The sequence below is a fragment of the Streptomyces sp. NBC_01241 genome, assembly GCF_041435435.1.
Classification (GTDB): Bacteria; Actinomycetota; Actinomycetes; order Streptomycetales; family Streptomycetaceae; genus Streptomyces.
This window is the reverse complement of the sequence record NZ_CP108494.1, coordinates 1,355,893-1,382,226: the sequence shown is the minus strand read 5'-3', so window position 1 is coordinate 1,382,226 and position 26,334 is coordinate 1,355,893. Positions and strand designations below refer to the sequence as shown.

Here is a 26,334-nt window from a genome sequence, read left to right as displayed (position 1 = left end):
TAAAAGCCGCCTCACGCGCACACCCCAGCACGTGTGCGTGCGTCCCACGCCCACCCCGCGTACCCGTACAGTCAGGGAGCCGCCATGACCGCAGCAGCCAACGAAGCCCCCCTCTGGCAGCCCGGCCCCGACCGCATCGCGGCCGCGGCCGTCACCCGCTTCCAGAACTGGGCGGCAGAGCGGTACGGAGCACCGGCCGAAGGCGGCTACCCGGCGCTGCACCGCTGGTCGGTCGATGAGCTCGACACCTTCTGGCAGGCCGTCGCCGACTGGTTCGACGTACGGTTCTCCACCCCGTACGAAGCCGTCATCGGCGACCGCACCATGCCCGGCGCCCAGTGGTTCCCCAGCGCCACCCTCAACTACGCCGAACACGCCCTGCGCACTGCCGAGGACCCCTTGCGCGCGGACGCCCCCGCCCTGATCCACGTCGACGAGACCCACACCCAGGCCCCCATTTCCTGGTCCGAACTCCGCCGCCGGGTCGGATCGCTCGCCGCCGAGCTCCGCGCGCTCGGCGTCACACCGGGCGACCGCGTCAGCGCCTACGTCCCCAACATCCCCCAGGCCGTCATCGCCTTCCTCGCCACCGCGGCCGTCGGCGGCGTCTGGACCTCCTGCGCCCCCGACTTCGGCGCCCGCAGCGTCCTCGACCGCTTCCAACAGGTCGAACCCGTCGTCCTCTTCACCGTCGACGGCTACCGCTACGGCGGCAAGGAACACGACCGCACCGACACGGTCGCCGAGCTGCGCCGCGAACTCCCCACCCTGCGCGCCGTCGTCCACATACCGCTGCTGGGCACCGAGGCCCCGGAGGGCACCCTCGACTGGTCCGCCCTCACGTCCGCCGACACCGAGCCCCTCTTCGAACAGGTCCCCTTCGACCATCCGCTGTGGGTGCTCTACTCCTCCGGTACGACCGGACTCCCCAAGGCGATCGTCCAGTCCCAGGGCGGCATCCTGCTCGAACACTTCAAGCAGATCGGCCTGCACTGCGACCTCGGCCCCGACGACCGGTTCTTCTGGTACACCTCCACCGGCTGGATGATGTGGAACTTCCTCGTCTCCGGCCTGCTCACCGGGACCACACTCGTGCTGTACGACGGAAGCCCCGGCTACCCGGACGTCAGCGCCCAGTGGCGCGTCGCCGAACAGACCGGAGCGACCCTCTTCGGCACCTCCGCCGCCTACGTCATGGCCTGCCGCAAGGCCGGCGTCCACCCGGGCCGCGACTTCGACCTCTCCCGCGTCCAATGCGTCGCCACCACAGGCTCCCCGCTCCCGCCCGACGGTTTCCGCTGGCTCCACGACGAGGTGGACGACAACCTGTGGATCGCCTCCGTCAGCGGCGGCACCGACGTCTGCAGCTGCTTCGCCGGCGCGGTCCCCACCCTCCCCGTGCACATCGGCGAGCTCCAGGCCGCGTGCCTCGGCACGGACCTCCAGTCCTGGGACCCCGCAGGCAAGCCCCTCATCGGCGAGGTCGGTGAACTCGTCGTCACCGCGCCCCTGCCCTCCATGCCGATCCGCTTCTGGAACGACCCCGACGGCAGCCGCTACCACGACAGCTACTTCGACATGTACCCCGGCGTCTGGCGTCACGGCGACTGGATCACGATCAGCGAACACGGCTCGGTCGTCATCCACGGCCGCTCCGACTCCACCCTCAACCGCCAGGGTGTACGGATGGGCTCCGCCGACATCTACGAAGCCGTCGAACGGCTCCCCGAAATCCGCGAATCCCTCGTCATCGGCATCGAAGAACCCGACGGCGGCTACTGGATGCCGCTCTTCGTCCACCTCGCCGACGGCGCCGCGCTCGACGACGACCTGCGCGACAGCATCAAGCGGACCATCCGGGAGAACCTCTCCCCGCGCCATGTCCCGGACGAGATCATCGAGGTCCCCGGCATTCCGCACACGCTCACCGGCAAGCGCATCGAGGTTCCGGTCAAGCGCCTCCTGCAGGGCACAGCCCTGGCCAAGGCGGTCAATCCCGGCTCGGTCGACAACCTCGAACTCCTCCACTTCTACGAGGACCTCGCCCGCAAGCGTCACTGACCGGCCGCGTTGTCAGTGCCCTTGATTACTCTGAGTGAGCAATGATCGACAGCGCACTGGGGGAGTCATGGCGCAGACCAGGAACACCAAGCACGACAAGACCAGCAGGACCAGCGGGTACCTCCGGTCCGGCACATCCATGCGACGCACGCTGCGCCGCGAAGCACCCAGCACCATCGGTCTCCTGGCCGACGAGAGGGACTTCGCGGCGATGCGGCGCTACCGCACATTCACCTTCGACGACCACACCGTCTATCTCCAGCAGGTGGAGGGCCTGCTGAAGGCCCTCGCCGCACAAGGCATGCACGCCACCGTCGCCCTCTTCGACCCCGACGCGTACGCGGAGTTCTGCACCGAGTCCGGAATCGCTCCCGACGCCCCTGCCAGCCGTAGCCGCTTCACCGCCGAAATCGCCTCGGCGGGCGCCACCGTCGCGTACAGCGGCCAACCCATCGACACCCTGATCCCGCTCCTGGTCGGCCGAGCCGTCCGCCAGGCCACCTGGGAGTACGCCACGATGACCCTGGCCGACCTCGGAGCCTGCGCGGACTGCGGTCAGGACGTCGGCCGCGCCGCCTTCGACCGGGCTTCCCACCTCCTGCTGCGCATGCTGGAGACGGCCGGCCCGGGCACCCACCACCTCGTCTGCAGCACTCCCACCGAGAACGAGCACCTGCTCGCCGTCCTGCACACCGAGCGCGACACCACGGGGCCCGCTCGCCTCGAATCAGCGGAAGGAGCCGAGTTCGTCACGGTGCTGGCCGTCGGCATCGCTCTCGAAAAGCCCGGGGGAGTCGTCCTCCGAACGAGCAGCCCCGGCACCCAGGACCGGGTCCACGGCTGGCGGCTGACCCGCGGCAACCTGGTCCCGCTCACCGCCGGCGAGGTCTTCAGCGCCTACTGCACCGATGCCGACACCGGCGAACCCGTTTCCCCGGAGTCACACGTGGAGTACTGCGCGGGCTTCGACCTTGGCGCGGACGAACCGGAGTCGCACCACTGACAGGCCGAAGGGGCTCCCTGCCGGCATCGGCAGAGAGCCCCTTCACCACGGACGCCTCGGGGCTATTCGCCCGACAGCACCGCCTGCGCCGCTACCCGCGCCTCTTCGGCGGAGTCCGCCGCACGAGCGGCGGAAGCGGCCCGCTCGCACTGCGCGAGCGTGTACTTCGCCAGGGTGGCGCGGACGTAGGGAATGGACGCGGCGCCCATCGACAACGACGTCACACCCAACCCCGTCAAGACACAGGCAAGCAGCGGATCGGAGGCGGCTTCACCACAGACACCACAGCTCTTGCCCTCGGCCCTGGCCGCCTCCGCAGACAGCGCTACGAGGTCGAGCAGCGCAGGCTGCCAAGGATCCTGCAGCCGCGACACCGCACCCACCTGACGGTCGGCGGCAAAGGTGTACTGCGCCAGGTCATTCGTGCCCAGCGAAAGGAACTCAACCTCCCGCAGGATCGAGCGCGCCCGCAGAGCCGCGGACGGAATCTCCACCATCGCACCGAACTTCGCCGCCAGCCCGGCCGCACGGCAGGCATCGGCGAAGGCCTTTGCGTCCGCACGGTCCGCCACCATCGGAGCCATGACCTCGAGGTGGACGGGCAGACCTTCGGCAGCCTTCGCCAGCGCGGTGAGCTGGGTCCGCAGCACCTCGGGGTGATCCAGGAGGCTCCGCAGCCCACGCACACCCAGTGCCGGGTTGGGCTCGTCCGCCGGCGTCAGAAAGTCGAGCGGCTTGTCGGCGCCGGCATCCAGCACCCGCACCACGACACGCCCCTCAGGGAACGCTTCGAGCACCGCCCGGTACGCCGCGACCTGCTTCTCTTCGGACGGCGCCTGCTTGCTGTCGTCCAGAAACAGGAACTCGGTACGGAACAGTCCCACGCCTTCCGCGCCGGCCTCGACGGCAGCCGGCACATCACCGGGCCCGCCCACATTCGCGAGCAGCGGGACCCTGTGATGGTCGGAGGTCGCACCCGGACCGGTCGAAGCGGACAGCACGGCCTTGCGCGCCGCAGCGGCACGTTCCATCTCCGCACGCTTCTCGGCGCTGGGCTCGACAAAGATCTCACCGGTGCTGCCGTCCACCGCGACGACGGTGCCCTCGGCCAGCTCACCGGCCCCGGGGAGCGCCACCACAGCGGGCACACCGAGCGCACGCGCCAGAATCGCGCTGTGACTGGTCGGCCCGCCCTCCTCGGTCACGAAGCCGAGCACCAGCGCAGGGTCGAGCAGCGCCGTGTCGGCCGGCGCGAGGTCCCTGGCGATCAGGACATAGGGCTCGTCGCTGTCCGGCACACCGGGCATCGGCACACCGAGCAGGCGAGCCACGATCCGGTTACGCACGTCGTCGAGGTCGGCGACCCGCCCGGCGAGGTACTCGCCGGCGTTGGCGAGCAGCGCCCGATAGGCGGCGAACGCGTCGTAGACGCCGCGTTCGGCGGTGCTGCCGACGGCAATGCGCCGCTCCACATCAGCAATCAGCTCGGGGTCCTGCGCCATCATGGCCTGGGCCTCGAGCACATGCTGAGCCTCGCCACCGGCAAGATTGCCGCGCGCGATCAGATCGGCCGCCACCGCTTCCACGGCCTGGCGAGCGCGCCCCTGTTCGCGCTCCGCCTCCTCGGCAGGGATCTGCTTGGCCGGCGGTTCGAGCACCGCCGTACCCATATGACGAACCTCGCCGATCGCCACTCCGTGGCTCACACCGACGCCTCGCAGCGTTGTCTCCATTGCACCCGCCTCCGGTTGTGCGGCGGTCCATGCCTCCGCGGTGGATATCCAGTCGGCTGTCATCGAGCCGCGTCCGTCACTGCCAGCCGAACAACGTGTCGCCCATCTTCACGTCGCCGTCCTCGCGGACATCGGAGAGGGAGTCAGCGGTGGCTTCCAGCGCGACGATCGGACACACGGGGGACTTGCCGCCGGCCTCGACGCCCGCAGGGTCCCACCGCACGATGCCCTGACCTCGGGTGACCGTGTCCCCCTTGTTCACGAGCAGTTCGAAGCCCTCGCCATTGAGCTGAACGGTGTCGATGCCGAGGTGGACGAGCACACCGTGCCCGTGCTCGTCCACGACGACGAACGCGTGCGGGTGCAGGGAGACAACGATGCCGTCGACCGGCGCTACGGCTTCGGACGGCTCGCGCTCGGGATCAATGGCGGTTCCGGGCCCCACCATCGCGCCGGAGAAGACCGGGTCCGGTACCGCGGCGAGCCCGACGGCACGCCCGGCAAGAGGGGACGTCACAGTGGTCATGGGGAACCTCCCAGGGGTGGAGCTCGATTGGCGCCGTCACGGCTTGCGGACGACGGCGTGCTGTTCAGCAGAGTAAGTCATAAGAAGTCCCGGTTCCGGCCGAGTCCTGGCGGTTCGCGGCCTTAGAAGGGCACCGGAAACGATTTGCCTCGACTCCCAACTGCCTGTACTGTCGTATTCCTGCCTGGCCCCAGTGCGACTTCGAGTCGGGGGTCGGCAGCGACTTTTTAAGCCCTGACTTTAACTTGGATCGGCACCCGCATGCCTGTGGGGACTGGTCAAGGGAAATGGAAAGGCCTGATAGAGTCGGACTCGCCGGAAAGGGAAACGCGAAAGCGAAGAGCTGGAAAGCAAACCCGCTTCGACCGGGAATCGGACACGAAAGAGTCTGATAGAGTCGGAAACGCAAGACCGAAGGGAAAGCCCGGAGGAAAGCCCCAGAGAATGTTCTGCGGGTGAGTACAAAGGAAGCGTCCGTTCCTTGAGAACTCAACAGCGTGCCAAAAGTCAACGCCAGATATGTTGATACCCCGGCCTGCTTCGGCAGGTTGGTGGTTCCTTTGAAAGTCCTGCCGGGCCTCACGGTTCCGGTAGGCAATTACACAGCGAGGACGCTGTGAACGATCGGTCTTATTCCGGCTGATCGTTCCGCTCTCGTGTTGTGTTGTCCCGATTGCGGGAAAACATTCACGGAGAGTTTGATCCTGGCTCAGGACGAACGCTGGCGGCGTGCTTAACACATGCAAGTCGAACGATGAAGCCCTTCGGGGTGGATTAGTGGCGAACGGGTGAGTAACACGTGGGCAATCTGCCCTTCACTCTGGGACAAGCCCTGGAAACGGGGTCTAATACCGGATGACACTCTGTCCCGCATGGGACGGGGTTGAAAGCTCCGGCGGTGAAGGATGAGCCCGCGGCCTATCAGCTTGTTGGTGGGGTGATGGCCTACCAAGGCGACGACGGGTAGCCGGCCTGAGAGGGCGACCGGCCACACTGGGACTGAGACACGGCCCAGACTCCTACGGGAGGCAGCAGTGGGGAATATTGCACAATGGGCGAAAGCCTGATGCAGCGACGCCGCGTGAGGGATGACGGCCTTCGGGTTGTAAACCTCTTTCAGCAGGGAAGAAGCGAAAGTGACGGTACCTGCAGAAGAAGCGCCGGCTAACTACGTGCCAGCAGCCGCGGTAATACGTAGGGCGCAAGCGTTGTCCGGAATTATTGGGCGTAAAGAGCTCGTAGGCGGCTTGTTGCGTCGGTTGTGAAAGCCCGGGGCTTAACCCCGGGTCTGCAGTCGATACGGGCAGGCTAGAGTGTGGTAGGGGAGATCGGAATTCCTGGTGTAGCGGTGAAATGCGCAGATATCAGGAGGAACACCGGTGGCGAAGGCGGATCTCTGGGCCATTACTGACGCTGAGGAGCGAAAGCGTGGGGAGCGAACAGGATTAGATACCCTGGTAGTCCACGCCGTAAACGTTGGGAACTAGGTGTTGGCGACATTCCACGTCGTCGGTGCCGCAGCTAACGCATTAAGTTCCCCGCCTGGGGAGTACGGCCGCAAGGCTAAAACTCAAAGGAATTGACGGGGGCCCGCACAAGCAGCGGAGCATGTGGCTTAATTCGACGCAACGCGAAGAACCTTACCAAGGCTTGACATACACCGGAAAGCATCAGAGATGGTGCCCCCCTTGTGGTCGGTGTACAGGTGGTGCATGGCTGTCGTCAGCTCGTGTCGTGAGATGTTGGGTTAAGTCCCGCAACGAGCGCAACCCTTGTTCTGTGTTGCCAGCATGCCCTTCGGGGTGATGGGGACTCACAGGAGACTGCCGGGGTCAACTCGGAGGAAGGTGGGGACGACGTCAAGTCATCATGCCCCTTATGTCTTGGGCTGCACACGTGCTACAATGGCCGGTACAATGAGCTGCGATGCCGCGAGGCGGAGCGAATCTCAAAAAGCCGGTCTCAGTTCGGATTGGGGTCTGCAACTCGACCCCATGAAGTCGGAGTTGCTAGTAATCGCAGATCAGCATTGCTGCGGTGAATACGTTCCCGGGCCTTGTACACACCGCCCGTCACGTCACGAAAGTCGGTAACACCCGAAGCCGGTGGCCCAACCCCTTGTGGGAGGGAGCTGTCGAAGGTGGGACTGGCGATTGGGACGAAGTCGTAACAAGGTAGCCGTACCGGAAGGTGCGGCTGGATCACCTCCTTTCTAAGGAGCACTTCTTACCGGGCTTGCCTGGTCAGAGGCCACTACGTCGGCAAATGTTCGACGGTGGTTGCTCATGGGTGGAACGTTGACTATTCAGTACCTGGTGGTTCAATCGGGTCGCAAGTACTGCTCTTCGGAGCGTGGAAAACGAACCGGCTGAATTCCGGGTGCTGGGCGCGCTGTTGGGTGTCTGAAGGTATGGCCGCAAGGCTGCCTTCAAACGCCGGCCCCAGTGAACTCGCCTGTTTGGGCGGGGTGGTGGGTGGCTGGTCGTTGCTTGAGAACTGCACAGTGGACGCGAGCATCTGTGGCCAAGTTTTTAAGGGCGCACGGTGGATGCCTTGGCACCAGGAACCGATGAAGGACGTGGGAGGCCACGATAGGCCCCGGGGAGCTGTCAACCGAGCTTTGATCCGGGGGTGTCCGAATGGGGAAACCCGGCAGTCGTCATGGGCTGTCACCCGCTGCTGAACACATAGGCAGTGTGGAGGGAACGAGGGGAAGTGAAACATCTCAGTACCCTCAGGAAGAGAAAACAACCGTGATTCCGGGAGTAGTGGCGAGCGAAACTGGATGAGGCCAAACCGTATGTGTGTGATACCCGGCAGGGGTTGCGCATGCGGGGTTGCGGGAGTTCTCTTGATCAATCTGCCGATTGGTCGACGAGTCAGAAACCGTTGATGTAGGCGAAGGACATGCGAAAGGTCCGGCGTAGAGGGTAAGACCCCCGTAGCTGAAACATTAACGGCTCGTTTGAGAATTTCCCAAGTAGCACGGGGCCCGAGAAATCCCGTGTGAATCTGGCGGGACCACCCGCTAAGCCTAAATATTCCCTGGTGACCGATAGCGGATAGTACCGTGAGGGAATGGTGAAAAGTACCGCGGGAGCGGAGTGAAATAGTACCTGAAACCGTGTGCCTACAAGCCGTGGGAGCGTCGCTGTTGTTCTTCGGAGCAACAGTCGTGACTGCGTGCCTTTTGAAGAATGAGCCTGCGAGTTTGCGGTGTGTTGCGAGGTTAACCCGTGTGGGGAAGCCGTAGCGAAAGCGAGTCCGAATAGGGCGCTTTAGTAGCACGCTCAAGACCCGAAGCGGAGTGATCTAGCCATGGGCAGGTTGAAGCGGAGGTAAGACTTCGTGGAGGACCGAACCCACCAGGGTTGAAAACCTGGGGGATGACCTGTGGTTAGGGGTGAAAGGCCAATCAAACTCCGTGATAGCTGGTTCTCCCCGAAATGCATTTAGGTGCAGCGTCGTGTGTTTCTTGCCGGAGGTAGAGCACTGGATAGGCGATGGGCCCTACCGGGTTACTGACCTTAGCCAAACTCCGAATGCCGGTAAGTGAGAGCACGGCAGTGAGACTGTGGGGGATAAGCTCCATGGTCGAGAGGGAAACAGCCCAGAGCATCGACTAAGGCCCCTAAGCGTACGCTAAGTGGGAAAGGATGTGGAGTCGCAGAGACAACCAGGAGGTTGGCTTAGAAGCAGCCACCCTTGAAAGAGTGCGTAATAGCTCACTGGTCAAGTGATTCCGCGCCGACAATGTAGCGGGGCTCAAGCGTACCGCCGAAGTCGTGTCATTCCAGCGTATAGGGCCAACGCCTGCTGGGATGGGTAGGGGAGCGTCGTGTGCCGGGTGAAGCAGCCGCGGAAGCGAGTTGTGGACGGTTCACGAGTGAGAATGCAGGCATGAGTAGCGATACACACGTGAGAAACGTGTGCGCCGATTGACTAAGGGTTCCTGGGTCAAGCTGATCTGCCCAGGGTAAGTCGGGACCTAAGGCGAGGCCGACAGGCGTAGTCGATGGACAACCGGTTGATATTCCGGTACCCGCTTTGAAACGCCCAATACTGAATCAGGCGATGCTAAGTCCGTGAAGCCGGCCCGATCTCTTCGGAGTTGAGGGTAGTGGTGGAGCCGACGAACCAGACTTGTACTAGGTAAGCGATGGGGTGACGCAGGAAGGTAGTCCAGCCCGGGCGGTGGTAGTCCCGGGGTAAGGGTGTAGGCCGTGTGGTAGGTAAATCCGTCACACGTTAAGGCTGAGACCTGATGCCGAGCCGATTGTGGTGAAGTGGATGATCCTATGCTGTCGAGAAAAGCCTCTAGCGAGTTTCATGGCGGCCCGTACCCTAAACCGACTCAGGTAGTCAGGTAGAGAATACCGAGGCGTTCGGGTGAACTATGGTTAAGGAACTCGGCAAAATGCCCCCGTAACTTCGGGAGAAGGGGGGCCATCACTGGTGAGGAGACTTGCTCTCCGAGCTGGGGGTGGCCGCAGAGACCAGCGAGAAGCGACTGTTTACTAAAAACACAGGTCCGTGCGAAGCCGTAAGGCGATGTATACGGACTGACGCCTGCCCGGTGCTGGAACGTTAAGGGGACCGGTTAGCCGACTTTCGGGTCGGCGAAGCTGAGAACTTAAGCGCCAGTAAACGGCGGTGGTAACTATAACCATCCTAAGGTAGCGAAATTCCTTGTCGGGTAAGTTCCGACCTGCACGAATGGCGTAACGACTTCTCGACTGTCTCAACCATAGGCCCGGTGAAATTGCACTACGAGTAAAGATGCTCGTTTCGCGCAGCAGGACGGAAAGACCCCGGGACCTTTACTACAGTTTGATATTGGTGTTCGGTTCGGCTTGTGTAGGATAGGTGGGAGACTTTGAAGCGGCCACGCCAGTGGTTGTGGAGTCGTCGTTGAAATACCACTCTGGTCGTGCTGGATGTCTAACCTCGGTCCGTGATCCGGATCAGGGACAGTGTCTGATGGGTAGTTTAACTGGGGCGGTTGCCTCCTAAAGAGTAACGGAGGCGCCCAAAGGTTCCCTCAGCCTGGTTGGCAATCAGGTGTTGAGTGTAAGTGCACAAGGGAGCTTGACTGTGAGACCGACGGGTCGAGCAGGGACGAAAGTCGGGACTAGTGATCCGGCAGTGGCTTGTGGAAGCGCTGTCGCTCAACGGATAAAAGGTACCCCGGGGATAACAGGCTGATCTTCCCCAAGAGTCCATATCGACGGGATGGTTTGGCACCTCGATGTCGGCTCGTCGCATCCTGGGGCTGGAGTCGGTCCCAAGGGTTGGGCTGTTCGCCCATTAAAGCGGTACGCGAGCTGGGTTTAGAACGTCGTGAGACAGTTCGGTCCCTATCCGCTGCGCGCGTAGGAATATTGAGAAGGGCTGTCCCTAGTACGAGAGGACCGGGACGGACGAACCTCTGGTGTGCCAGTTGTTCTGCCAAGGGCATGGCTGGTTGGCTACGTTCGGAAAGGATAACCGCTGAAAGCATCTAAGCGGGAAGCCTGCTTCGAGATGAGTATTCCCACCAACTTGATTGGTTAAGGCTCCCAGTAGACGACTGGGTTGATAGGCCAGATGTGGAAGCCCGGTAACGGGTGGAGCTGACTGGTACTAATAGGCCGAGGGCTTGTCCTCAGTTGCTCGCGTCCACTGTGTTTGTTCTGAAATAACGAACGGCCGTGTTGTTCCGGTGTTGGTTAATTTCATAGTGTTTCGGTGGTCATTGCGTTAGGGAAACGCCCGGTTACATTCCGAACCCGGAAGCTAAGCCTTTCAGCGCCGATGGTACTGCAGGGGGGACCCTGTGGGAGAGTAGGACGCCGCCGAACTCCTTTTACGGGAAAGCCCCGTGCCCTTGTGGCACGGGGCTTTTCTGCGTTCAAGAGCTTTTCCGATACCCCCGTGCACCCGGCGTCGGTGGCCGAGGGTAAGGTCAGGGGGCATCATTGGCACGTTCTTCACACAGGAGGCCCCCGGGTGGAGGTCCAGGAGACTCGGGTCCAGACGGACCGGGTACTCACCATCCCCAACATCCTCAGCATGGCTCGCCTTGTCGGGGTCCCGCTCTTCCTGTGGCTGATTCTTCGCCCCGAGTTCGGCGGGCCCAAGAGCGATGGCTGGGCACTGCTGGTGCTGATGCTCAGCGGGGTCAGCGACTACCTCGACGGTAAGCTCGCTCGCCGGTGGAACCAGATCAGCAGCCTCGGCCGGCTCCTGGACCCCGCCGCTGACCGCCTCTACATTCTTTCGACCCTCGTTGGCCTAACCTGGCGGGAGATCCTGCCGCTCTGGCTTACCGCGGCACTTCTGGCCCGCGAACTGATGCTCCTCGTGATGGTGGGAATCCTGCGCCGTCATGGCTATCCGCCGCCCCAGGTGAACTTCCTGGGGAAGGCCGCCACGTTCAACCTGATGTACGCGTTCCCCTTGTTGCTGCTCAGCGATGGAAGTGGTTGGCTGGCATCTCTGGCTGCCGTTTTCGGATGGGCGTTCGCAGGTTGGGGTACAACGCTCTACTGGTGGGCAGGGATCCTCTACGTGGTTCAGGTCCGCAGACTCGTCAAGGCGGATGTAGCAGCCGATTGAGCTCGTTGACGCGGTGCCGCGCAGAGTGGCCGGCCCGCCGCTGATGATTCGGATGGCGCCCCGACGGGCGAAGTCGGCCAAACCGTCGTCTGTTCAAGGAGGACGTTTCCGACATGAAGGCCGTCGTGATGGCTGGCGGCGAAGGCACTCGTCTTCGCCCCATGACCTCAAGCATGCCCAAGCCGCTTCTGCCCGTCGCCAATCGGCCGATCATGGAGCATGTGCTGCGGTTGCTCAAGCGGCACGGGCTCAATGAGACCGTCGTAACGGTCCAATTCCTCGCCTCGTTGGTCAAGAACTACTTCGGGGACGGTGAAGAGCTCGGGATGGAGCTCAGTTACGCCAACGAGGAGAAACCGCTCGGCACTGCGGGGAGCGTGAAAAATGCTGAGGAAGCACTGAAGGACGACACCTTCCTCGTGATTTCCGGTGATGCACTCACCGACTTCGATCTCACCGACCTCATCGCCTTCCACAAGGAAAAGGGCGGGCTGGTGACCGTGTGCCTGACCCGGGTGCCGAATCCGCTGGAATTCGGCATCACCATCGTCGACGAGGCGGGCCAGGTAGAACGTTTCCTGGAGAAGCCCACCTGGGGTCAGGTCTTCTCGGACACCGTCAACACAGGCATCTACGTCATGGAGCCCGAGGTTTTCGACTATGTCGAGGCTGACGTCTCCGTGGACTGGTCCGCTGATGTTTTCCCGCAGCTGATGAAGGAAGGAAAGCCCATCTACGGCTATGTCGCCGAGGGCTACTGGGAGGACGTCGGCACTCACGAGAGCTATGTGAAGGCCCAGGCCGACGTTCTCGAGCGCAAGGTCGACGTCGAGATCGACGGCTTCGAGATCTCGCCGGGCGTATGGGTCGCGGAAGGCGCCGAAGTGCATCCCGACGCGGTACTGCGAGGCCCGCTGTACATCGGGGACTACGCAAAAGTCGAAGCCGGCGTGGAGATTCGCGAGCACACGGTCATCGGATCCAACGTCGTTGTCAAGAGCGGCGCTTTTCTGCATAAGGCCGTGGTGCACGACAACGTCTACATCGGTCAGCACAGCAACCTGCGCGGATGCGTGATCGGCAAGAACACCGACGTCATGCGGGCCGCCCGTATCGAGGATGGCGCGGTCATCGGCGACGAATGTCTGGTCGGTGAGGAATCGATCGTTCAGGGAAATGTTCGGGTTTACCCGTTCAAGACGATCGAGGCCGGTGCCTTTGTCAATACCTCGGTGATCTGGGAATCACGGGGGCAGGCTCATCTCTTCGGGGCCCGTGGTGTATCCGGGATTCTGAACGTCGAGATCACGCCGGAGCTGGCTGTCCGGCTCGCCGGAGCGTATGCCACGACTCTCAAGAAGGGGTCGACGGTCACCACGGCACGTGACCACTCCCGCGGTGCCCGTGCGCTGAAGAGAGCGGTGATCTCCGCGCTTCAGGCCAGCGCCATCGACGTACGGGACCTGGAGAACGTACCGATGCCCGTCGCGCGCCAGCAGACCGCACGCGGCAGTGCCGGCGGGATCATGATCCGTACCTCCCCCGGGGTACCCGACTCGGTCGACATCATGTTCTTCGACGAGCGGGGCGCGGACCTCTCACAGGCACGCCAGCGGAAGCTGGACCGGGTCTATGCACGTCAGGAGTACCGTCGGGCCTTCCCAGGGGAGATCGGGGACCTGCACTTCCCGTCCAGCGTCTTCGACTCGTACACCGGATCGCTGCTGCGGAACGTGGATACCGCAGGGATCGCCGACGCGGCTCTCAAGGTCGTCGTCGACGCCTCCAACGGCAGTGCCGGGCTCGTCCTTCCCAGCCTGCTCGGACGGCTCGGCGTGGACGCGTTGACCATCAATCCCGGCCTGGACGAATCCCGGCCCACCGAGTCCGCCGAAACCCGGCGGTCCGGACTGGTGCGGTTGGGGGAGATCGTCTCCTCGGCACGGGCTGCCTTCGGCGTGCGGTTCGACCCGGTCGGTGAGCGACTCTCCCTGGTCGACGAACGGGGCAGGATCGTGGAGGACGACCGGGCACTCCTGGTGATGCTCGACCTCGTGGCCGCCGAGCGGCGCAGTGGGCGGGTGGCGCTGCCGGTGACCACCACGCGGGTCGCCGAGCAGGTCGCGGCGTACCACGGCACGCAGGTCGAATGGACGACGACATCGCCCGACGATCTGACGCGCGTGGGACGTGAGGAAGGCACCATCTTCGGTGGGGACGGCCGCGGCGGCTTCATCGTTCCCGAATTCAGCAGCGTCTTCGACGGCTCCGCCGCCTTCGTGCGACTCCTCGGGCTCGTCGCCAGGACCCAGCTCACCCTCAGCCAGATCGATGCCCGCATTCCCCGTGCCCACGTCCTGCGGCGGGATCTGGCCACACCTTGGGCTGTCAAGGGCATGGTCATGCGCCGGGTCGTGGAGGCCGCCGGGGACCGCAGTGTGGACACGACGGACGGCGTGCGCGTCGTCGAGGCCGACGGACGATGGGTGATGGTGCTTCCGGACCCGGCCGAGGCTGTCACCCATTTGTGGGCCGAGGGCCCGGACGACGCCTCCGCGCAGGCGTTGCTGGACGAATGGGCAGCGGTTGTGGACAGCGCAGGTCACTGAGGGTTCCACCGGTGGACCCGGAGGCATCGAGCGGCGCCTCCGGGCCCATCGGTGGGGCCATTCGGCGGTAGCAGTGGCGACGTGCGACGATGTGCGGCATGTCGCAGCAGCCCCCCGATCGGAGTACCGCCACGCGCCCCGACGCGTCCATGTCGCTGCTGACCAATGTGATGGACCACAGCCTCGACGACGGGTACGCCGAGGCATCGGCGCGTCGCAAGGCAGACGGGAGCGCGGGACTGCCCCGCACACTCAAGGCGAAATTCGGCCTCGCCGCCTGTCTGGTCCTTGCTGCCCTTGTCGTCACGCTCGGCGCCGCGCAGGCGCGCGTCGCCGCGCCGGTCCTCGCCAAGGAGCGCGAGGAATTGATCGACCGTATCGGCGAGGAGACGGCGGCGGCGGACAACCTCGAGGCGCGGGTCGACAAGCTCCGGGACGATGTGGGCAGTCGACAGCGCAAGGCGCTGGAGAAGCACGGGGGGGACCAGGGGGAACTGGTGGCGTTGCTCGCCGGCGCGACACCGGTGGAAGGGCCCGGCGTGAAACTCGTCGTCGACGACGCCAAGGGCACCGACCAGGGCGGTGGCGGGCCGAGGGAGACCAGCGGGTTTTCCGACACCGGGCGGGTCCGCGACCGGGACCTGCAGCGCGTCGTCAACGGCCTGTGGCAGTCCGGTGCGGAAGCGATCGCCATCAACGGGCAGCGTCTGACCGCCCTGTCGGCGATCCGCGCGGCCGGCGACGCCATACTGGTCGACAACAGACCGCTCGTGCCGCCGTACACGGTGCTGGCGGTGGGGGACGGGAAGCCGTTGAGCAGCGCATTCCAGGACAGTGCCGACGGCCAGTATCTGCAGGCGCTCAAGGACACCTTCGACATCCGGACGAGCATGTCCGTCCAGGAAAAGGTGAGCCTCCAGGTCGCGCCGAGCCTGATCGTACGAACAGCAGAGCCTTACAAGGCCGCAGACACCGGCAGTGGTGCGGCAGAGACAGGGAAGGGCACATCGTGATCGCCGTACTGGGCCTCGTCGTGGGAGTCGTGGTCGGACTGTTGGTCCGGCCCGAGGTGCCGGCGGTGGTCGAGCCTTATCTTCCGATCGCTGTGGTGGCTGCTCTCGACGCAGTCTTCGGCGGTCTGAGGGCCATGCTCGACGGAATCTTTGTCGACAAGGTGTTCGTCGTGTCCTTCCTGTCGAATGTAGTGGTGGCCGCACTGATCGTGTTCCTGGGCGACAAGCTGGGCGTCGGCGCGCAGCTCTCCACCGGTGTGGTGGTCGTGCTCGGGATCCGGATCTTCTCCAACGCCGCGGCCATCCGCCGGCACGTCTTCCGGGCCTGATGCCGATGAGTAACGAAGAACTTCCCAGCGGCAAGGAGCATCCCGGCGAGCAGCCGGCCGACGCTGCCAAGGAGCTCACCGGGCGTCAGCGGCTCATCGCCGGTCTGTGGCCGCCGCGGGTGACACGGGCCCAACTCATCGTCGCGCTGCTGCTGTTCGTTCTCGGTCTCGGGCTGGCCATTCAGGTCCGTTCGAACAACGACAACAGCGCACTGAGAGGTGCCCGCCAGGAGGACCTCGTCCGCATTCTCGACGAGCTGGACGGCCGCACACAGCGTCTGGAGGACGAGAAGCAGCGTCTCGACGCTCAGCGAACGGAGCTGGAGAACAGCTCCGACCAGGCCGAGGAGGCGCGCAAGCAGACGGTGGAGAAGGAACGGCAACTCGGGGTCCTCGCGGGTACCGTGGCCGCGCACGGGCCCGGGATCACCCTCACCGTCAACGACCCGGGAAACGGAGTGAAGGCGGACATGCTGCTCGACGCGCTCCAGGAGCTGCGTGCGGCGGGCGCCGAGGCGATCGAGGTCAACGGCGTCAGAGTGGTGGCCAATACCTACTTCTCCGGTGACGGCGGCAAGGTCAAGGTTGACGGCCGTAAGATCGCCGCGCCGTACGTGTTCAAGGTGATCGGCAAGCCCCAGGACCTGGAGCCGGCGCTGAACATCCCCGGCGGTGTGGTGCAGACACTGGAGAAGGAGCAGGCCACCGTGCATGTTGAGCAGGCCGACGACATCGTCGTGGATGTCTTGCGACCGGCAAAGCGGCCTGACTACGCTCGGTCGTCGTCCCCGTGAGGCCGCGGCACCGAGGGGGCGAAGGATACGGGCAGGCGGTTGCGGGGGGTCGCCGCATCGTAATGGTGGTGCGTGGTGGAAACTGTCGAGTGGATACGGACGTTGTGAAGATGTCCGGGTCGGCAGGTGTGTTCATTCAGGGTTCGTCCTGCCCCACGGGCGGGTCTATTTCGGTCAAGGGGAATCGCCCGTGAAGTTGTTTGGGAAGTTGTTCGGCAAGAGCGCTCGCGATGAGGCTGCCCGCCATCGCGCACCGCGTCATGGCCAGGCGGATGAGCAGGGCTCGGAGCGCCCGCTCTTCCGCGATCAGGTGTCCGGTTCGGGCAGTGACAACGCGGGTGCTTCCGGCGCGTCGTCTGTTGACCCTGCCGGTGCCGGCCGCATAGGTTCCGGAGAACCGTCAACCTCAGGTACGGGTGGAGGGTTTACCCCGAGGCAGGAGGGTTCGTCCATGCCAGTGTGTACGAGGTGCGGGCATCGCAACGCCGAGGCCAGTCGTTTCTGCTCCAACTGCGGTGCGCCGCTGAGGGGCGGAATTCCCGAGCGTGCCTCGGAGACGACCTCGACCATTTCCATCTCAGGTCTCGAGGCGTACGAGGCGGAGGTCACCGGGCAGACGCTCGCGCCGTCCCTCTCGCCCGAGGCTCAGGCCGCTGTCGACGCCCTTCCGCTCGGGTCGGCGCTGCTCGTGGTGCGGCGCGGTCCGAATTCAGGCAGCCGCTTCCTGCTGGACAGCGAGCTGACCACGGCCGGCCGCCACCCGCAGAGCGACATCTTCCTCGACGACGTGACGGTGTCGAGGCGGCACGTGGAGTTCCGCAGGAGCTCCGACGGAAGCTTCACGGTCGGGGATGTGGGCAGCCTCAACGGCACCTACGTCAACCGCGAGCGCATCGACTCCGTAGCCCTGTCCAACGGTGACGAAGTGCAGATCGGCAAGTACCGGCTGGTCTTCTACGCGAGCCAGCGGGGCATCTGACCCGTCAGGGAAGGTCCATGCTGAGAACACCGACGGGCGGTGCCGGTCACGGCACCGCCACTGCCGACGACCGCCCGATGAGCATCGGCACGGTGCTCCTGCAGCTGCGGGACGAGTTTCCCGAAGTGACGATCTCCAAGATTCGTTTCCTGGAGGCCGAAGGGCTTGTCGAGCCGCAGCGGACCCCCTCCGGCTACCGCAAGTTCCGTGCGGCCGACGTAGAGCGGCTCGCGCAGGTGCTGCGTATGCAGCGGGATCACTACCTCCCGCTGAAGGTCATCCGCGAGCATCTGGACGCCCTCGCCCGCGGCGAGCAGTCCGCCCTGCCCTCCGGAGGCGGTCCCCGGGATCTGACCGACGGCGGCTGGGATGCGGAGTCCGGGAGGGCGACCGCGGCCCGGATCGGCCGTGCCGAGCTGCTGGCGGCGACCGAGGCCACCGAGAGTGACCTCGACGAGTGGGAGTCGTACGGCCTGGTCGCTCCGAGCGGCGAGGGCGGCTACGACGCCGAGATGGTCACGGTGGCCAAGCTTGTGGCGGATCTGGGCCGATTCGGTCTGGAACCGCGTCACCTGCGTGCCATCCGGGCAGCCGCCGACCGCGAGGCGGGACTCATCGAGCAGGTGGTCGCGCCCCTGCGGCTGCACCGGAATCCGCAGACCAGAGCGCATGCCGAGGCCACCGCGAGGGAGCTCGCCGAGCTGTCGGTTCGACTTCACTCGGCCCTGGTGCAGACCGCTCTGAAGGTCCGGTTCCACTGATCTCGTCGGTGCCCGACTACCCAAACCTGCCGAGCACGTCCTAGGGTTGCTGTGTGAACGAGCTCGACGTTGTGGGTGTCCGGGTGGAAATGCCCTCGAACCAACCGATCGTGCTCCTGCGTGAAGTGGGAGGCGACCGGTACCTCCCCATTTGGATCGGTCCTGGTGAGGCGACCGCGATTGCCTTTGCCCAGCAGGGCATGGCGCCGGCCAGGCCGCTGACCCATGATCTCTTCAAGGATGTGCTCGAGGCCGTCGGCCAGGAGCTCACCGAGGTCCGCATCACGGACCTGCGCGAAGGGGTCTTCTACGCGGAGCTGGTATTCGCCAGCGGGGTCGAGGTGAGCGCGCGGCCGTCCGACGCCATAGCGCTCGCGTTGCGCACCGGAACGCCGATCTACGGCAGCGACGGGGTGCTCGACGACGCCGGCATCGCCATCCCCGACGAACAGGAGGACGAGGTGGAGAAGTTCCGCGAGTTCCTCGATCAGATTTCACCAGAGGACTTCGGCACCAACAGTCAGTGACCGTTCTACGGGGTCGCCATCAGCGCATTCGACAAGCCTTTCCCGCTCACGGGTCACGGGAAACCACCCTCAGGGTGATTATCACTCGGCGTGCCGAGTGTGGCGATCGTTGACGCACCCCGAGTGACTGCCTACCTTCGAGATGGCAGGTCAAGGACGGAGGTCGGCGTGAGAAGCAGCGGCGACGGTACGGCGGCGGGTGGGCCGTATCCGCAGCAGGGGAGTACAGCCGACCACACCATCAGGCAACCGGTTCAACCGGCGGCGGTGGCAGGGGGCGGCGTGGCATCGGCCAACGACATCGGCTATCGGGGGCCAACAGCGTGTGCGGCTGCGGGGATCACTTATCGGCAGCTCGACTACTGGGCGCGCACGGGGCTGGTCGAGCCGAGCGTCCGTCCGGCATACGGCTCGGGCACACAGCGGCTCTACAGCTTCCGGGACGTCGTCCTGCTGAAGATCGTCAAGCGCTTCCTGGACACGGGCGTCGCCCTGCAGAACATCCGCACCACGGTTCAGCATCTGCGGGCCCGCGGGTTCCAGGACCTGGAGCGGATGACGCTGATGAGCGATGGGGCGACGGTCTACGAGTGCTCCTCGCCCGACGAGGTCGTCGATCTGCTCCAAGGCGGCCAGGGGGTCTTCGGCATTGCCGTGGGCGTGGTGTGGCGGGACGTCGACGTCGCGCTGTCGCAGCTGCACGGAGAGCGCGTGGACACCGGCGAGACGCTCGTCGGGAACAACCCGGCCGATGAGCTCGCGCGGCGGCGCAACCGCGCCGGCTGACCGGGGCGAGGAATCGGGCGCGGCGATTGTCAGTGCCATGGGGCAGCATCGATTGATGTGAGAGCCGCGCCCACCATCCTGCATCTCGACATGGATGCCTTCTACGCCTCTGCCGAGCAGGCGGCGAAGCCCAGCCTGCGCGGAAAGCCGGTCGTGGTCGGTGGGCTGGGGCCACGCGGAGTCGTCGCCACCGCGTCGTACGAGGCACGGCGCTTCGGAGTGCATTCGGCGATGCCCATGGCACAGGCCCGGCGGCTGGCCCCCAACGCGGCCTATCTGGTGCCTCGCTTCCTGCTCTACCGGACGGTCAGCGACCAAGTGATGGAGCTGCTGGGGCGGCTCTCCCCGCTGGTCGAGCCGCTCAGCCTGGACGAGGCTTTCGTGGACCTGGAAGCCGGTGGGGTGGCAGATGACACGGCTTCTGCGCTGGAGATCGGCGGGCAGTTGCGTACGGCCATCAAGGCGGTCACCGGACTGACCGGCTCGGTCGGACTCGCGGGCTCCAAGATGCTGGCCAAGATCGCTTCGGAACAGGCCAAACCGGACGGGCTGGTGCTCATCGAGCCGGGCACGGAGCGGGAGCTGCTCGCACCGATGCCCGTACGGACCCTCCCCGGCGTCGGGCCCGCGACGGCGGACCATCTGCGCCGCGCCGGGATGACGACCGTCAACGACCTGACCGAGGCGGGTGAGGCGGAGCTCGTACGCCTGCTGGGGAAGGCGCACGGCGGCTCGCTCCACCGGATGGCGTTCGGGTATGACGACCGGCCCGTTGTCGCGGAGCGGGACGCGAAATCGGTGTCGGTCGAGGACACTTTCGACGCGGACCTGCACGACCGGGTGCGGGTCAGGACGGAGGTCGAGCGGCTGGCCGGCCGATGCGTCCAGCGGCTGCGGGGCGCGGGGCGGTCCGGGCGGACGGTGGTGCTGAAGGTGCGCCGGTACGACTTCTCCACGCTCACGAGGTCGGAGACGCTCCGTGGGCCCACGGACGACCCCACAGTGGTCCGGGAGGCCGCCGCGCGGCTCCTGGAGGCCGTGGACACCACCGGAGGCGTACGGCTCCTGGGGGTGGGCGTCACGGGGCTCGCCGACTACACGCAGGAGGACCTCTTCGCGCAGGCCGCCGGTGAGCGGGCCGCGACCGGGGAAGGGGCCGAGGAGGAAGCGGGTGACCAGGGGGGCGAGTCCGCCGGTGGTGCGGGGGAGGAGACCCCCGAGACCTCAGAACAGCTCGCCGCCCGGCGCTGGCCCGCCGGGCAGGACGTGCGCCATGACGTCTACGGCCATGGCTGGGTGCAGGGCAGCGGTGTCGGCCGTGTCACGGTGCGGTTCGAGGAACCGGAGTCGGCGCCCGGCCGGGTGCGTACCTTCCGGATCGACGACGCGCAGTTGCAGCCGGCCGATCCGCTGCCGCTGGTGCGGAACCCGGCGGACTACTCGTCCTGGCCGGCCAGTCTGCCGAAGTCCCTGTCCGGGCCGGTCTCCTCGGGCGGGGAGTCCAGACCGTAGTGCCGGTAGAGCTGGAGCTCCTGTTCCGGTGAGAGATGGCGACCGACGCCGAAGTCGGGTGCGTCCTTGATCAGCGCCCGGTCGTAGGGGACGCGAAGCGAATCCTCCACGAACTCGCTGGGCTCCAGCGGGACGAACGCGTCCCGGCTGAAGAGTCCGGTACGTACGGCTGCCCACTCGGGCACACCGGTCGCGTCGTCCAGGTACACCTCGTCCACGGTTCCGATCTTGGTGCCCTTGCGGTCGAACGCCTTGCGGCCGATCAGGCTGCGCGGATCGATGTCGGTCTGCACGGTCCCTCCCACTGGTCGCGGTACTCCACAAGCACTACAAAAGTGCAGATCCGAGGGGTTGGCCACTCGAGAATTCCGCCACGAGCCCCGCTGGTAGGCTGGTCATGGCTGCTGACCCCGTGCGGGAGAGTCCTCCGGAGCGAATCCGGAGGCGCCGAAGGAGCAAATCCTCCCCGGAATCTCTCAGGCCCCCGTACCGCGCGGACGAGGTCACTCTGGAAAGCAGGGCGGGTTCCGTGCGGCCGAGCGCCGCCGGTTCCCTTCCTCACCGACGGTGAAAGCCGGTACGCCACAAGGCGCGCCGGTGAAGCTCTCAGGTTGAGATGACAGAGGGGGAGGCCGTCCGGGCACCCGCGCCGTGGTGCCCCTCGCAGGTCGTGACAGACCAGGAGGCCTCCACCATGACCCCCCGTCGCACTCCGCTCTCCCAGCTGGAGCAGGGTATTCCGTTCGAACAGCGCCACATCGGTCCCGATGACGAGGCGCAGTCGAAGATGCTCGCCCAGGTCGGTTACGGCTCACTGGACGAGCTGACCGCGGCCGCGGTGCCCGATGTCATCAAGAGCGCGGAGGCACTCCGGTTGCCGGCCGCCCGCACCGAGGCCGAGGTCCTCGCCGAACTGCGCGCCCTGGCCGACCGGAATCAGGTGCTGGCCCCGATGATCGGGCTCGGCTACTACGGCACCTTCACACCGCCGGTGATCCTGCGCAACGTCATGGAGAACCCCGCCTGGTACACGGCGTACACGCCGTACCAGCCGGAGATTTCGCAGGGCCGCCTGGAGGCGCTCCTCAACTTCCAGACGGTGGTCGCCGAGCTGACCGGGCTGCCCACCTCCGGTGCCTCGCTGCTCGACGAGGGCACCGCGGCCGCCGAGGCCATGGCGCTCTCGCGGCGCGTCGGCAAGGTCAAGAACGGCGTCTTCCTGGTCGACGCCGACGCCCTGCCGCAGACGATCGCCGTCATCGAGACCCGCGCCGAGCCCACCGGTGTCGAGGTCGTCGTCGCGGACCTCTCCGACGGCATCCCGGCAGAGATCGCCGAGCGCGGCGTCTTCGGCGTGCTGGTGCAGTACCCGGGCGCTTCCGGAGCGGTGCGGAACATCCAGCCCTTGATCGAGCAGGCCCACGAACTGGGTGCGATCGTCACGGTCGCCGCCGACCTGCTGGCCCTGACCCTGCTCACCTCACCGGGCGGCCTGGGCGCGGACATCGCGGTCGGCACCACCCAGCGTTTCGGTGTGCCGATGGGCTTCGGCGGACCGCACGCCGGCTTCATGGCCGTACGCGAGAAGTTCGCCCGCAGCCTGCCCGGCCGCCTCGTCGGCGTCTCCGTCGACGCAGACGGCAACAAGGCCTACCGGCTGGCGCTGCAGACCCGTGAGCAGCACATCCGCCGCGAGAAGGCCACCAGCAACATTTGCACGGCTCAGGTGCTGCTCGCCGTCATGGCCGGGATGTACGCCGTCTACCACGGTCCGGACGGGCTGCGGACGATCGCCCTTCGCACCCACCGCTACGCGACGATCCTGGCCGAGGGTCTGCGCGCGAGTGGCATCGACGTCGTGACCGGCTCCTACTTCGACACCGTCACCGTGCGCGTTCCCGGGAAGGCCGCCGATGTCGTGGCCGAGGCCCGCGAGCGTGGTGTCAACCTGCGGCTCGTCGACACGGACCTCGTCTCCCTCGCCTGTGACGAGACCACCACCCGTACGCAGATCGCCGCCGTCTGGGCCGCGTTCGGCGCCGACGGGGACATCGAGGCGCTGGACGCCGCGGCTGCCGACGCGCTGCCCGAGGGCCTGCTGCGCACCGACGAGATCCTCACGCACCCGGTCTTCCACCAGCACCGTTCCGAGACGGCGATGCTGCGCTACCTGCGCAAGCTCGCCGACCGGGACTACGCTCTGGACCGTGGCATGATCCCGCTCGGCTCCTGCACCATGAAGCTGAACGCGACCGCCGAGATGGAGCCGATCACCTGGCCCGAGTTCGCCGCGCTGCACCCCTTCGCGCCGGCCGAGCAGGCGTCGGGCTTCGTCACCCTCATCCGTGAGCTGGAGGAGCGCCTCGCCGAGGTCACCGGCTACGACGCCGTCTCGATCCAGCCGAACGCCGGCTCGCAGGGCGAGTTCGCCGGTCTCCTGGCCGTACGGGCGTACCACCGGGCCAACGGCGACGACCAGCGGACCGTCTGCCTCATCCCGTCCTCCGCGCACGGCACCAACGCCGCCAGCGCCGTGATGGCCGGCATGAAGGTCGTCGTGGTGAAGACCGCCGACGACGGCGAGGTCGACATCGAGGACCTCCGCGCCAAGATCGAGACGCACCGTGACGAGCTCGCCGTGCTCATGATCACGTACCCGTCGACGCACGGTGTGTTCGAGGAGCACGTCGCGGACATCTGCGCCGAGGTGCACGACGCCGGCGGTCAGGTGTACGTCGACGGAGCCAACCTCAACGCGCTGGTCGGCCTCGCCAAGCCGGGCCGCTTCGGCGGCGACGTCTCGCACCTGAACCTGCACAAGACCTTCTGCATCCCGCACGGCGGCGGCGGCCCCGGCGTCGGCCCGGTCGGCGTGCGCGCGCACCTCGCGCCGTACCTGCCGAACCACCCGCTCCAGCCCGCGGCGGGCCCGGAGACCGGTGTCGGACCGATCTCGGCCGCTCCGTGGGGCTCGGCCGGCATTCTCCCCATCTCCTGGGCGTACGTGCGCCTGATGGGTGGTGAGGGCCTGAAGCGTGCGACGCAGGTCGCCGTACTCGCCGCCAACTACATCGCCAAGCGCCTCGAACCGCACTACCCGATCCTGTACAACGGTCCGGCCGGGCTGGTCGCACACGAGTGCATCGTGGACCTGCGGCCCATCTCCAAGGCCACCGGCGTCACCGTCGACGACATCGCCAAGCGTCTGATCGACTACGGTTTCCACTCGCCGACCATGTCGTTCCCGGTCGCAGGGACGCTGATGATCGAGCCGACCGAGAGCGAGAACCTCGCGGAGCTCGACCGCTTCTGCGACACGATGATCGCCATTCGCGGCGAGGTCGAGAAGGTGGCCTCCGGCGAGTGGAGCGCGGACGACAACCCGCTGAGCAACGCTCCGCACACCGCGGCGATGCTGGGCGGGGAGTGGAAGCACGGCTACAGCCGTGAGGTGGCGGTCTTCCCGGCCGGCGTCTCGGCCGCCGACAAGTACTGGCCGCCGGTGCGCCGGATCGACGGTGCCTTCGGCGACCGTAACCTCGTCTGCTCCTGCCCTCCGCTGGACGAGTACGACAACTGAGGCATGAGCGGCAGGGCGTGACGCGGACATGCGTCGGGGCCGGTGCGGAGTTCTCTCCGGGCCGGCCCCCCTTCGTACAGGCCGGGTTCAGGCGGCCTTCACCACCCGGCCGGTCTCCAGGGGCCGGTGCGGGGCGATGATCTGCCCGTCCGGGAGCAGCTCACCGGTGTCCTCGAAGAGCAGGACGCCGTTGCACAGCAGGCTCCAGCCCTGTTCCGGGTGGTGTGCCGTCAGACGGGCGGCTTCCCGGTCGGCTGAGTCGGCGGTCGGACAAGGTGGCTGGTGCTGGCACATGGCTGGGTTCTTTCGCTGCGTTGTAGTGAATGTCCTGCGGCTTGACGAGGTGTTCATGGCCGCTCCCCCGTATCGATCGGTCCGGTCCCAGTGTTGCCCCACGGGCGTCAATCCGCAGGGATTTCGCAGCAGCACTTCTCCTTACTCCGAGGACGCGTCACCCGGCCGGACGGTTCACTGCAACTGCACTGTCACTTCGGGTGGTTCGGGGTGGCCGGACCGGACTAGTCCGGATGGGCGGAATGTGCGCCACGCAGGGCTGTGCCCCGCCACCGGAGACGGTGGCGGGGCACAGCCCTGTGGTGTGGGGCGCGGCCGCTGTCAGGCCGGCGATCCGAGCAGGGGGCCGGGGCCCGGGGTGATGCGCAGCGTCATCACGCGGAGCAGGTCGGCTACCCGGTGCGGTCGGTGGGCCGCGATTCCCGGCGGGGCGGGGGCCAGCGGTACGAGGAGATCGGCGGGGGCGAGAGTGCCACCGGCCGCGTCGGCATCGGCGTCGCCGTGCAGCCACAGCGCCAGCATGTAGAGCTCAGGAACGGACAGCAGCCGTGGCTGGTAATGCGGTGTCACTGTCTCGGCCTGGCGTAGGGCGAGTTCGGTCGAGGCGATGTACGGGCCCTCGAAGAAGTGCGAGAAGGTCCAGCCGTCCGGAGTGAGCATGGTGTCCGCCGCGGCGACCGCCTGCTCCGAGTTGCGGATCACGAACCGCCACGCGGCGAGCCGAGTCGTGGGTGCGAGCCCGCTCGGGCCGATCCGCTCCAGTACATGGACGGGGAGCGGGAGTTCGGGGCTCAGTGGCCCCTGGGCGGATCGGAGAGCCGGTGTACGGGCCTCGCGGACTGCGGTGGGTGAACCGAGTGCCGCGAGAACGCTGCGGAGAGCGGGCGCGGGAGCCGGGGGTACAAGCAGCGGCATAGTGGGTCGCCTCTCACTTCGGAGACACGGTGATGCGTGGGCGGGTGCAGACGGCGCTGTCGGCGTGCGGGGCCAGAGGAGGCCGGTGACTGGGCCGGTGCGTCAACTCTCTGCCTCGTCCGCGAAGTTTATACGACACGTGTTCACGCAGTGATTCCACTAGCCGTCGCAGGTATTGCCGACAAGGCGGTATCAAGACTTTATTATGCGGAGATTACGCTGACTCGTCGTCGGCGGCGCAGCCGCCGCCAGGGATTTTTCCCTCGACGCGGTCGGCTGAAACGCGCCGGTGTTTTCGCTGCGTGCCCGGCGGTG

At 66.0% G+C, this 26,334-nt stretch carries 18 protein-coding genes, 3 rRNA genes and 1 riboswitch; of the genes, 16 read left to right on the top strand and 5 right to left on the bottom strand.

Going from position 1 to position 26,334, the window contains the following annotated elements; genetic code table 11:
* Window positions 1-84 precede the first annotated feature (84 nt).
* Together OG306_RS05760 and OG306_RS05755 are read left to right on the top strand one after the other, a co-directional pair.
* Window positions 85-2,061, top strand: coding sequence for an acetoacetate--CoA ligase (locus OG306_RS05760; RefSeq protein ID WP_266744950.1), 1,977 nt, complete (start codon window positions 85-87; stop codon window positions 2,059-2,061).
* A gap of 67 nt (window positions 2,062-2,128) precedes the next feature.
* Entirely contained in the window at window positions 2,129-3,064 is a 936-nt protein-coding gene (locus OG306_RS05755) for a hypothetical protein (RefSeq protein ID WP_266744949.1), read from the top strand.
* A 62-nt stretch (window positions 3,065-3,126) separates the two neighbouring features.
* Here the strand turns inward: OG306_RS05755 and ptsP are convergent, their stop codons facing one another.
* Window positions 3,127-4,797: a phosphoenolpyruvate--protein phosphotransferase gene (ptsP, locus tag OG306_RS05750; protein ID WP_266744948.1), complete on the bottom strand. Its 1,671-nt coding sequence runs from the start codon at window positions 4,795-4,797 to the stop codon at window positions 3,127-3,129.
* A gap of 76 nt (window positions 4,798-4,873) precedes the next feature.
* Window positions 4,874-5,323 (bottom strand): PTS sugar transporter subunit IIA, encoded by a 450-nt coding sequence (locus OG306_RS05745; RefSeq protein ID WP_266744947.1) that lies wholly within the window; start codon window positions 5,321-5,323, stop codon window positions 4,874-4,876.
* A 686-nt stretch (window positions 5,324-6,009) separates the two neighbouring features.
* Between OG306_RS05745 and OG306_RS05740 the strand changes: the two genes are divergently transcribed.
* The 13 genes from OG306_RS05740 to OG306_RS05680 all read left to right on the top strand — a co-directional run bounded on the left by OG306_RS05740 (window position 6,010) and on the right by OG306_RS05680 (window position 21,230).
* Window positions 6,010-7,535: ribosomal RNA gene (locus tag OG306_RS05740) — 16S ribosomal RNA — on the top strand.
* A gap of 309 nt (window positions 7,536-7,844) precedes the next feature.
* A 23S ribosomal RNA gene (locus tag OG306_RS05735) occupies window positions 7,845-10,969 on the top strand.
* A 77-nt stretch (window positions 10,970-11,046) separates the two neighbouring features.
* Window positions 11,047-11,163 (top strand): 5S ribosomal RNA (rrf, locus tag OG306_RS05730).
* The 16S, 23S and 5S rRNA genes sit together here, the layout of an rRNA operon.
* Window positions 11,164-11,311: 148 nt before the next feature.
* On the top strand, window positions 11,312-11,920 hold the full coding sequence (locus OG306_RS05725; protein ID WP_266744946.1) for a CDP-alcohol phosphatidyltransferase family protein: 609 nt from the start codon (window positions 11,312-11,314) through the stop codon (window positions 11,918-11,920).
* A gap of 113 nt (window positions 11,921-12,033) precedes the next feature.
* Window positions 12,034-14,529 (top strand): mannose-1-phosphate guanyltransferase, encoded by a 2,496-nt coding sequence (locus tag OG306_RS05720; protein ID WP_266744945.1) that lies wholly within the window; start codon window positions 12,034-12,036, stop codon window positions 14,527-14,529.
* Window positions 14,530-14,627: 98 nt separating this feature from the next.
* Window positions 14,628-15,542, top strand: a complete 915-nt coding sequence (locus tag OG306_RS05715; protein WP_266744944.1) for a DUF881 domain-containing protein — start codon at window positions 14,628-14,630, stop codon at window positions 15,540-15,542.
* On the top strand, window positions 15,539-15,871 hold the full coding sequence (locus OG306_RS05710) for a small basic family protein (RefSeq protein ID WP_003970459.1): 333 nt from the start codon (window positions 15,539-15,541) through the stop codon (window positions 15,869-15,871). Before OG306_RS05715 ends, OG306_RS05710 begins: the two co-directional genes overlap by 4 nt.
* A gap of 5 nt (window positions 15,872-15,876) precedes the next feature.
* Window positions 15,877-16,665 (top strand): DUF881 domain-containing protein, encoded by a 789-nt coding sequence (locus OG306_RS05705; protein ID WP_266744943.1) that lies wholly within the window; start codon window positions 15,877-15,879, stop codon window positions 16,663-16,665.
* A gap of 190 nt (window positions 16,666-16,855) precedes the next feature.
* A complete protein-coding gene (locus tag OG306_RS05700; protein ID WP_266744942.1) occupies window positions 16,856-17,644 on the top strand; it encodes an FHA domain-containing protein in 789 nt (262 codons plus the stop codon).
* Window positions 17,645-17,661: 17 nt separating this feature from the next.
* On the top strand, window positions 17,662-18,405 hold the full coding sequence (ftsR, locus tag OG306_RS05695; RefSeq protein ID WP_266744941.1) for a transcriptional regulator FtsR: 744 nt from the start codon (window positions 17,662-17,664) through the stop codon (window positions 18,403-18,405).
* A 53-nt stretch (window positions 18,406-18,458) separates the two neighbouring features.
* On the top strand, window positions 18,459-18,932 hold the full coding sequence (locus OG306_RS05690; protein ID WP_006123076.1) for a bifunctional nuclease family protein: 474 nt from the start codon (window positions 18,459-18,461) through the stop codon (window positions 18,930-18,932).
* A gap of 168 nt (window positions 18,933-19,100) precedes the next feature.
* Entirely contained in the window at window positions 19,101-19,718 is a 618-nt protein-coding gene (locus OG306_RS05685) for a MerR family transcriptional regulator (RefSeq protein WP_266907202.1), read from the top strand.
* Window positions 19,719-19,775: 57 nt separating this feature from the next.
* Window positions 19,776-21,230 (top strand): DNA polymerase IV, encoded by a 1,455-nt coding sequence (locus OG306_RS05680; protein WP_266744939.1) that lies wholly within the window; start codon window positions 19,776-19,778, stop codon window positions 21,228-21,230.
* Here OG306_RS05680 and OG306_RS05675 read toward each other — a convergent pair.
* The gene (locus OG306_RS05675; protein ID WP_266744938.1) at window positions 21,155-21,523 is read right to left on the bottom strand and encodes a PRC-barrel domain-containing protein; all 369 of its coding nucleotides are present in this window, start codon (window positions 21,521-21,523) and stop codon (window positions 21,155-21,157) included. The two genes, OG306_RS05680 and OG306_RS05675, sit on opposite strands and share 76 nt — an antisense overlap.
* Before the next feature lie 112 nt (window positions 21,524-21,635).
* A riboswitch (glycine riboswitch) is annotated at window positions 21,636-21,732 on the top strand.
* A gap of 192 nt (window positions 21,733-21,924) precedes the next feature.
* On the opposite strand from OG306_RS05675, the gene gcvP reads away from it, so the two are divergent.
* Window positions 21,925-24,810: an aminomethyl-transferring glycine dehydrogenase gene (gene gcvP / locus OG306_RS05670; RefSeq protein WP_371665178.1), complete on the top strand. Its 2,886-nt coding sequence runs from the start codon at window positions 21,925-21,927 to the stop codon at window positions 24,808-24,810.
* Window positions 24,811-24,897: 87 nt separating this feature from the next.
* Here the strand turns inward: gcvP and OG306_RS05665 are convergent, their stop codons facing one another.
* A complete protein-coding gene (locus tag OG306_RS05665; RefSeq protein WP_323183800.1) occupies window positions 24,898-25,104 on the bottom strand; it encodes a DUF5999 family protein in 207 nt (68 codons plus the stop codon).
* Between the two features lie 321 nt (window positions 25,105-25,425).
* Window positions 25,426-26,019, bottom strand: coding sequence for a hypothetical protein (locus OG306_RS05660; RefSeq protein WP_266744935.1), 594 nt, complete (start codon window positions 26,017-26,019; stop codon window positions 25,426-25,428).
* Window positions 26,020-26,334 lie beyond the last annotated feature (315 nt).

What these genes read in the sequence shown, in the direction of transcription:
- OG306_RS05745 (WP_266744947.1), bottom strand. Translation starts at nt 5,323, where the DNA reads ATGACCACTGTGACGTCCCCTCTTGCCGGGCGTGCCGTCGGGCTCGCC.
- OG306_RS05660 (WP_266744935.1), bottom strand. Translation starts at nt 26,019, where the DNA reads ATGCCGCTGCTTGTACCCCCGGCTCCCGCGCCCGCTCTCCGCAGCGTT.
- OG306_RS05720 (WP_266744945.1), top strand. Translation starts at nt 12,034, where the DNA reads ATGAAGGCCGTCGTGATGGCTGGCGGCGAAGGCACTCGTCTTCGCCCC.
- ftsR (WP_266744941.1), top strand. Translation starts at nt 17,662, where the DNA reads ATGCTGAGAACACCGACGGGCGGTGCCGGTCACGGCACCGCCACTGCC.
- OG306_RS05760 (WP_266744950.1), top strand. Translation starts at nt 85, where the DNA reads ATGACCGCAGCAGCCAACGAAGCCCCCCTCTGGCAGCCCGGCCCCGAC.
- OG306_RS05755 (WP_266744949.1), top strand. Translation starts at nt 2,129, where the DNA reads ATGGCGCAGACCAGGAACACCAAGCACGACAAGACCAGCAGGACCAGC.
- gcvP (WP_371665178.1), top strand. Translation starts at nt 21,925, where the DNA reads ATGACCCCCCGTCGCACTCCGCTCTCCCAGCTGGAGCAGGGTATTCCG.
- OG306_RS05705 (WP_266744943.1), top strand. Translation starts at nt 15,877, where the DNA reads ATGAGTAACGAAGAACTTCCCAGCGGCAAGGAGCATCCCGGCGAGCAG.
- OG306_RS05665 (WP_323183800.1), bottom strand. Translation starts at nt 25,104, where the DNA reads ATGTGCCAGCACCAGCCACCTTGTCCGACCGCCGACTCAGCCGACCGG.
- OG306_RS05715 (WP_266744944.1), top strand. Translation starts at nt 14,628, where the DNA reads ATGTCGCAGCAGCCCCCCGATCGGAGTACCGCCACGCGCCCCGACGCG.
- ptsP (WP_266744948.1), bottom strand. Translation starts at nt 4,797, where the DNA reads ATGGAGACAACGCTGCGAGGCGTCGGTGTGAGCCACGGAGTGGCGATC.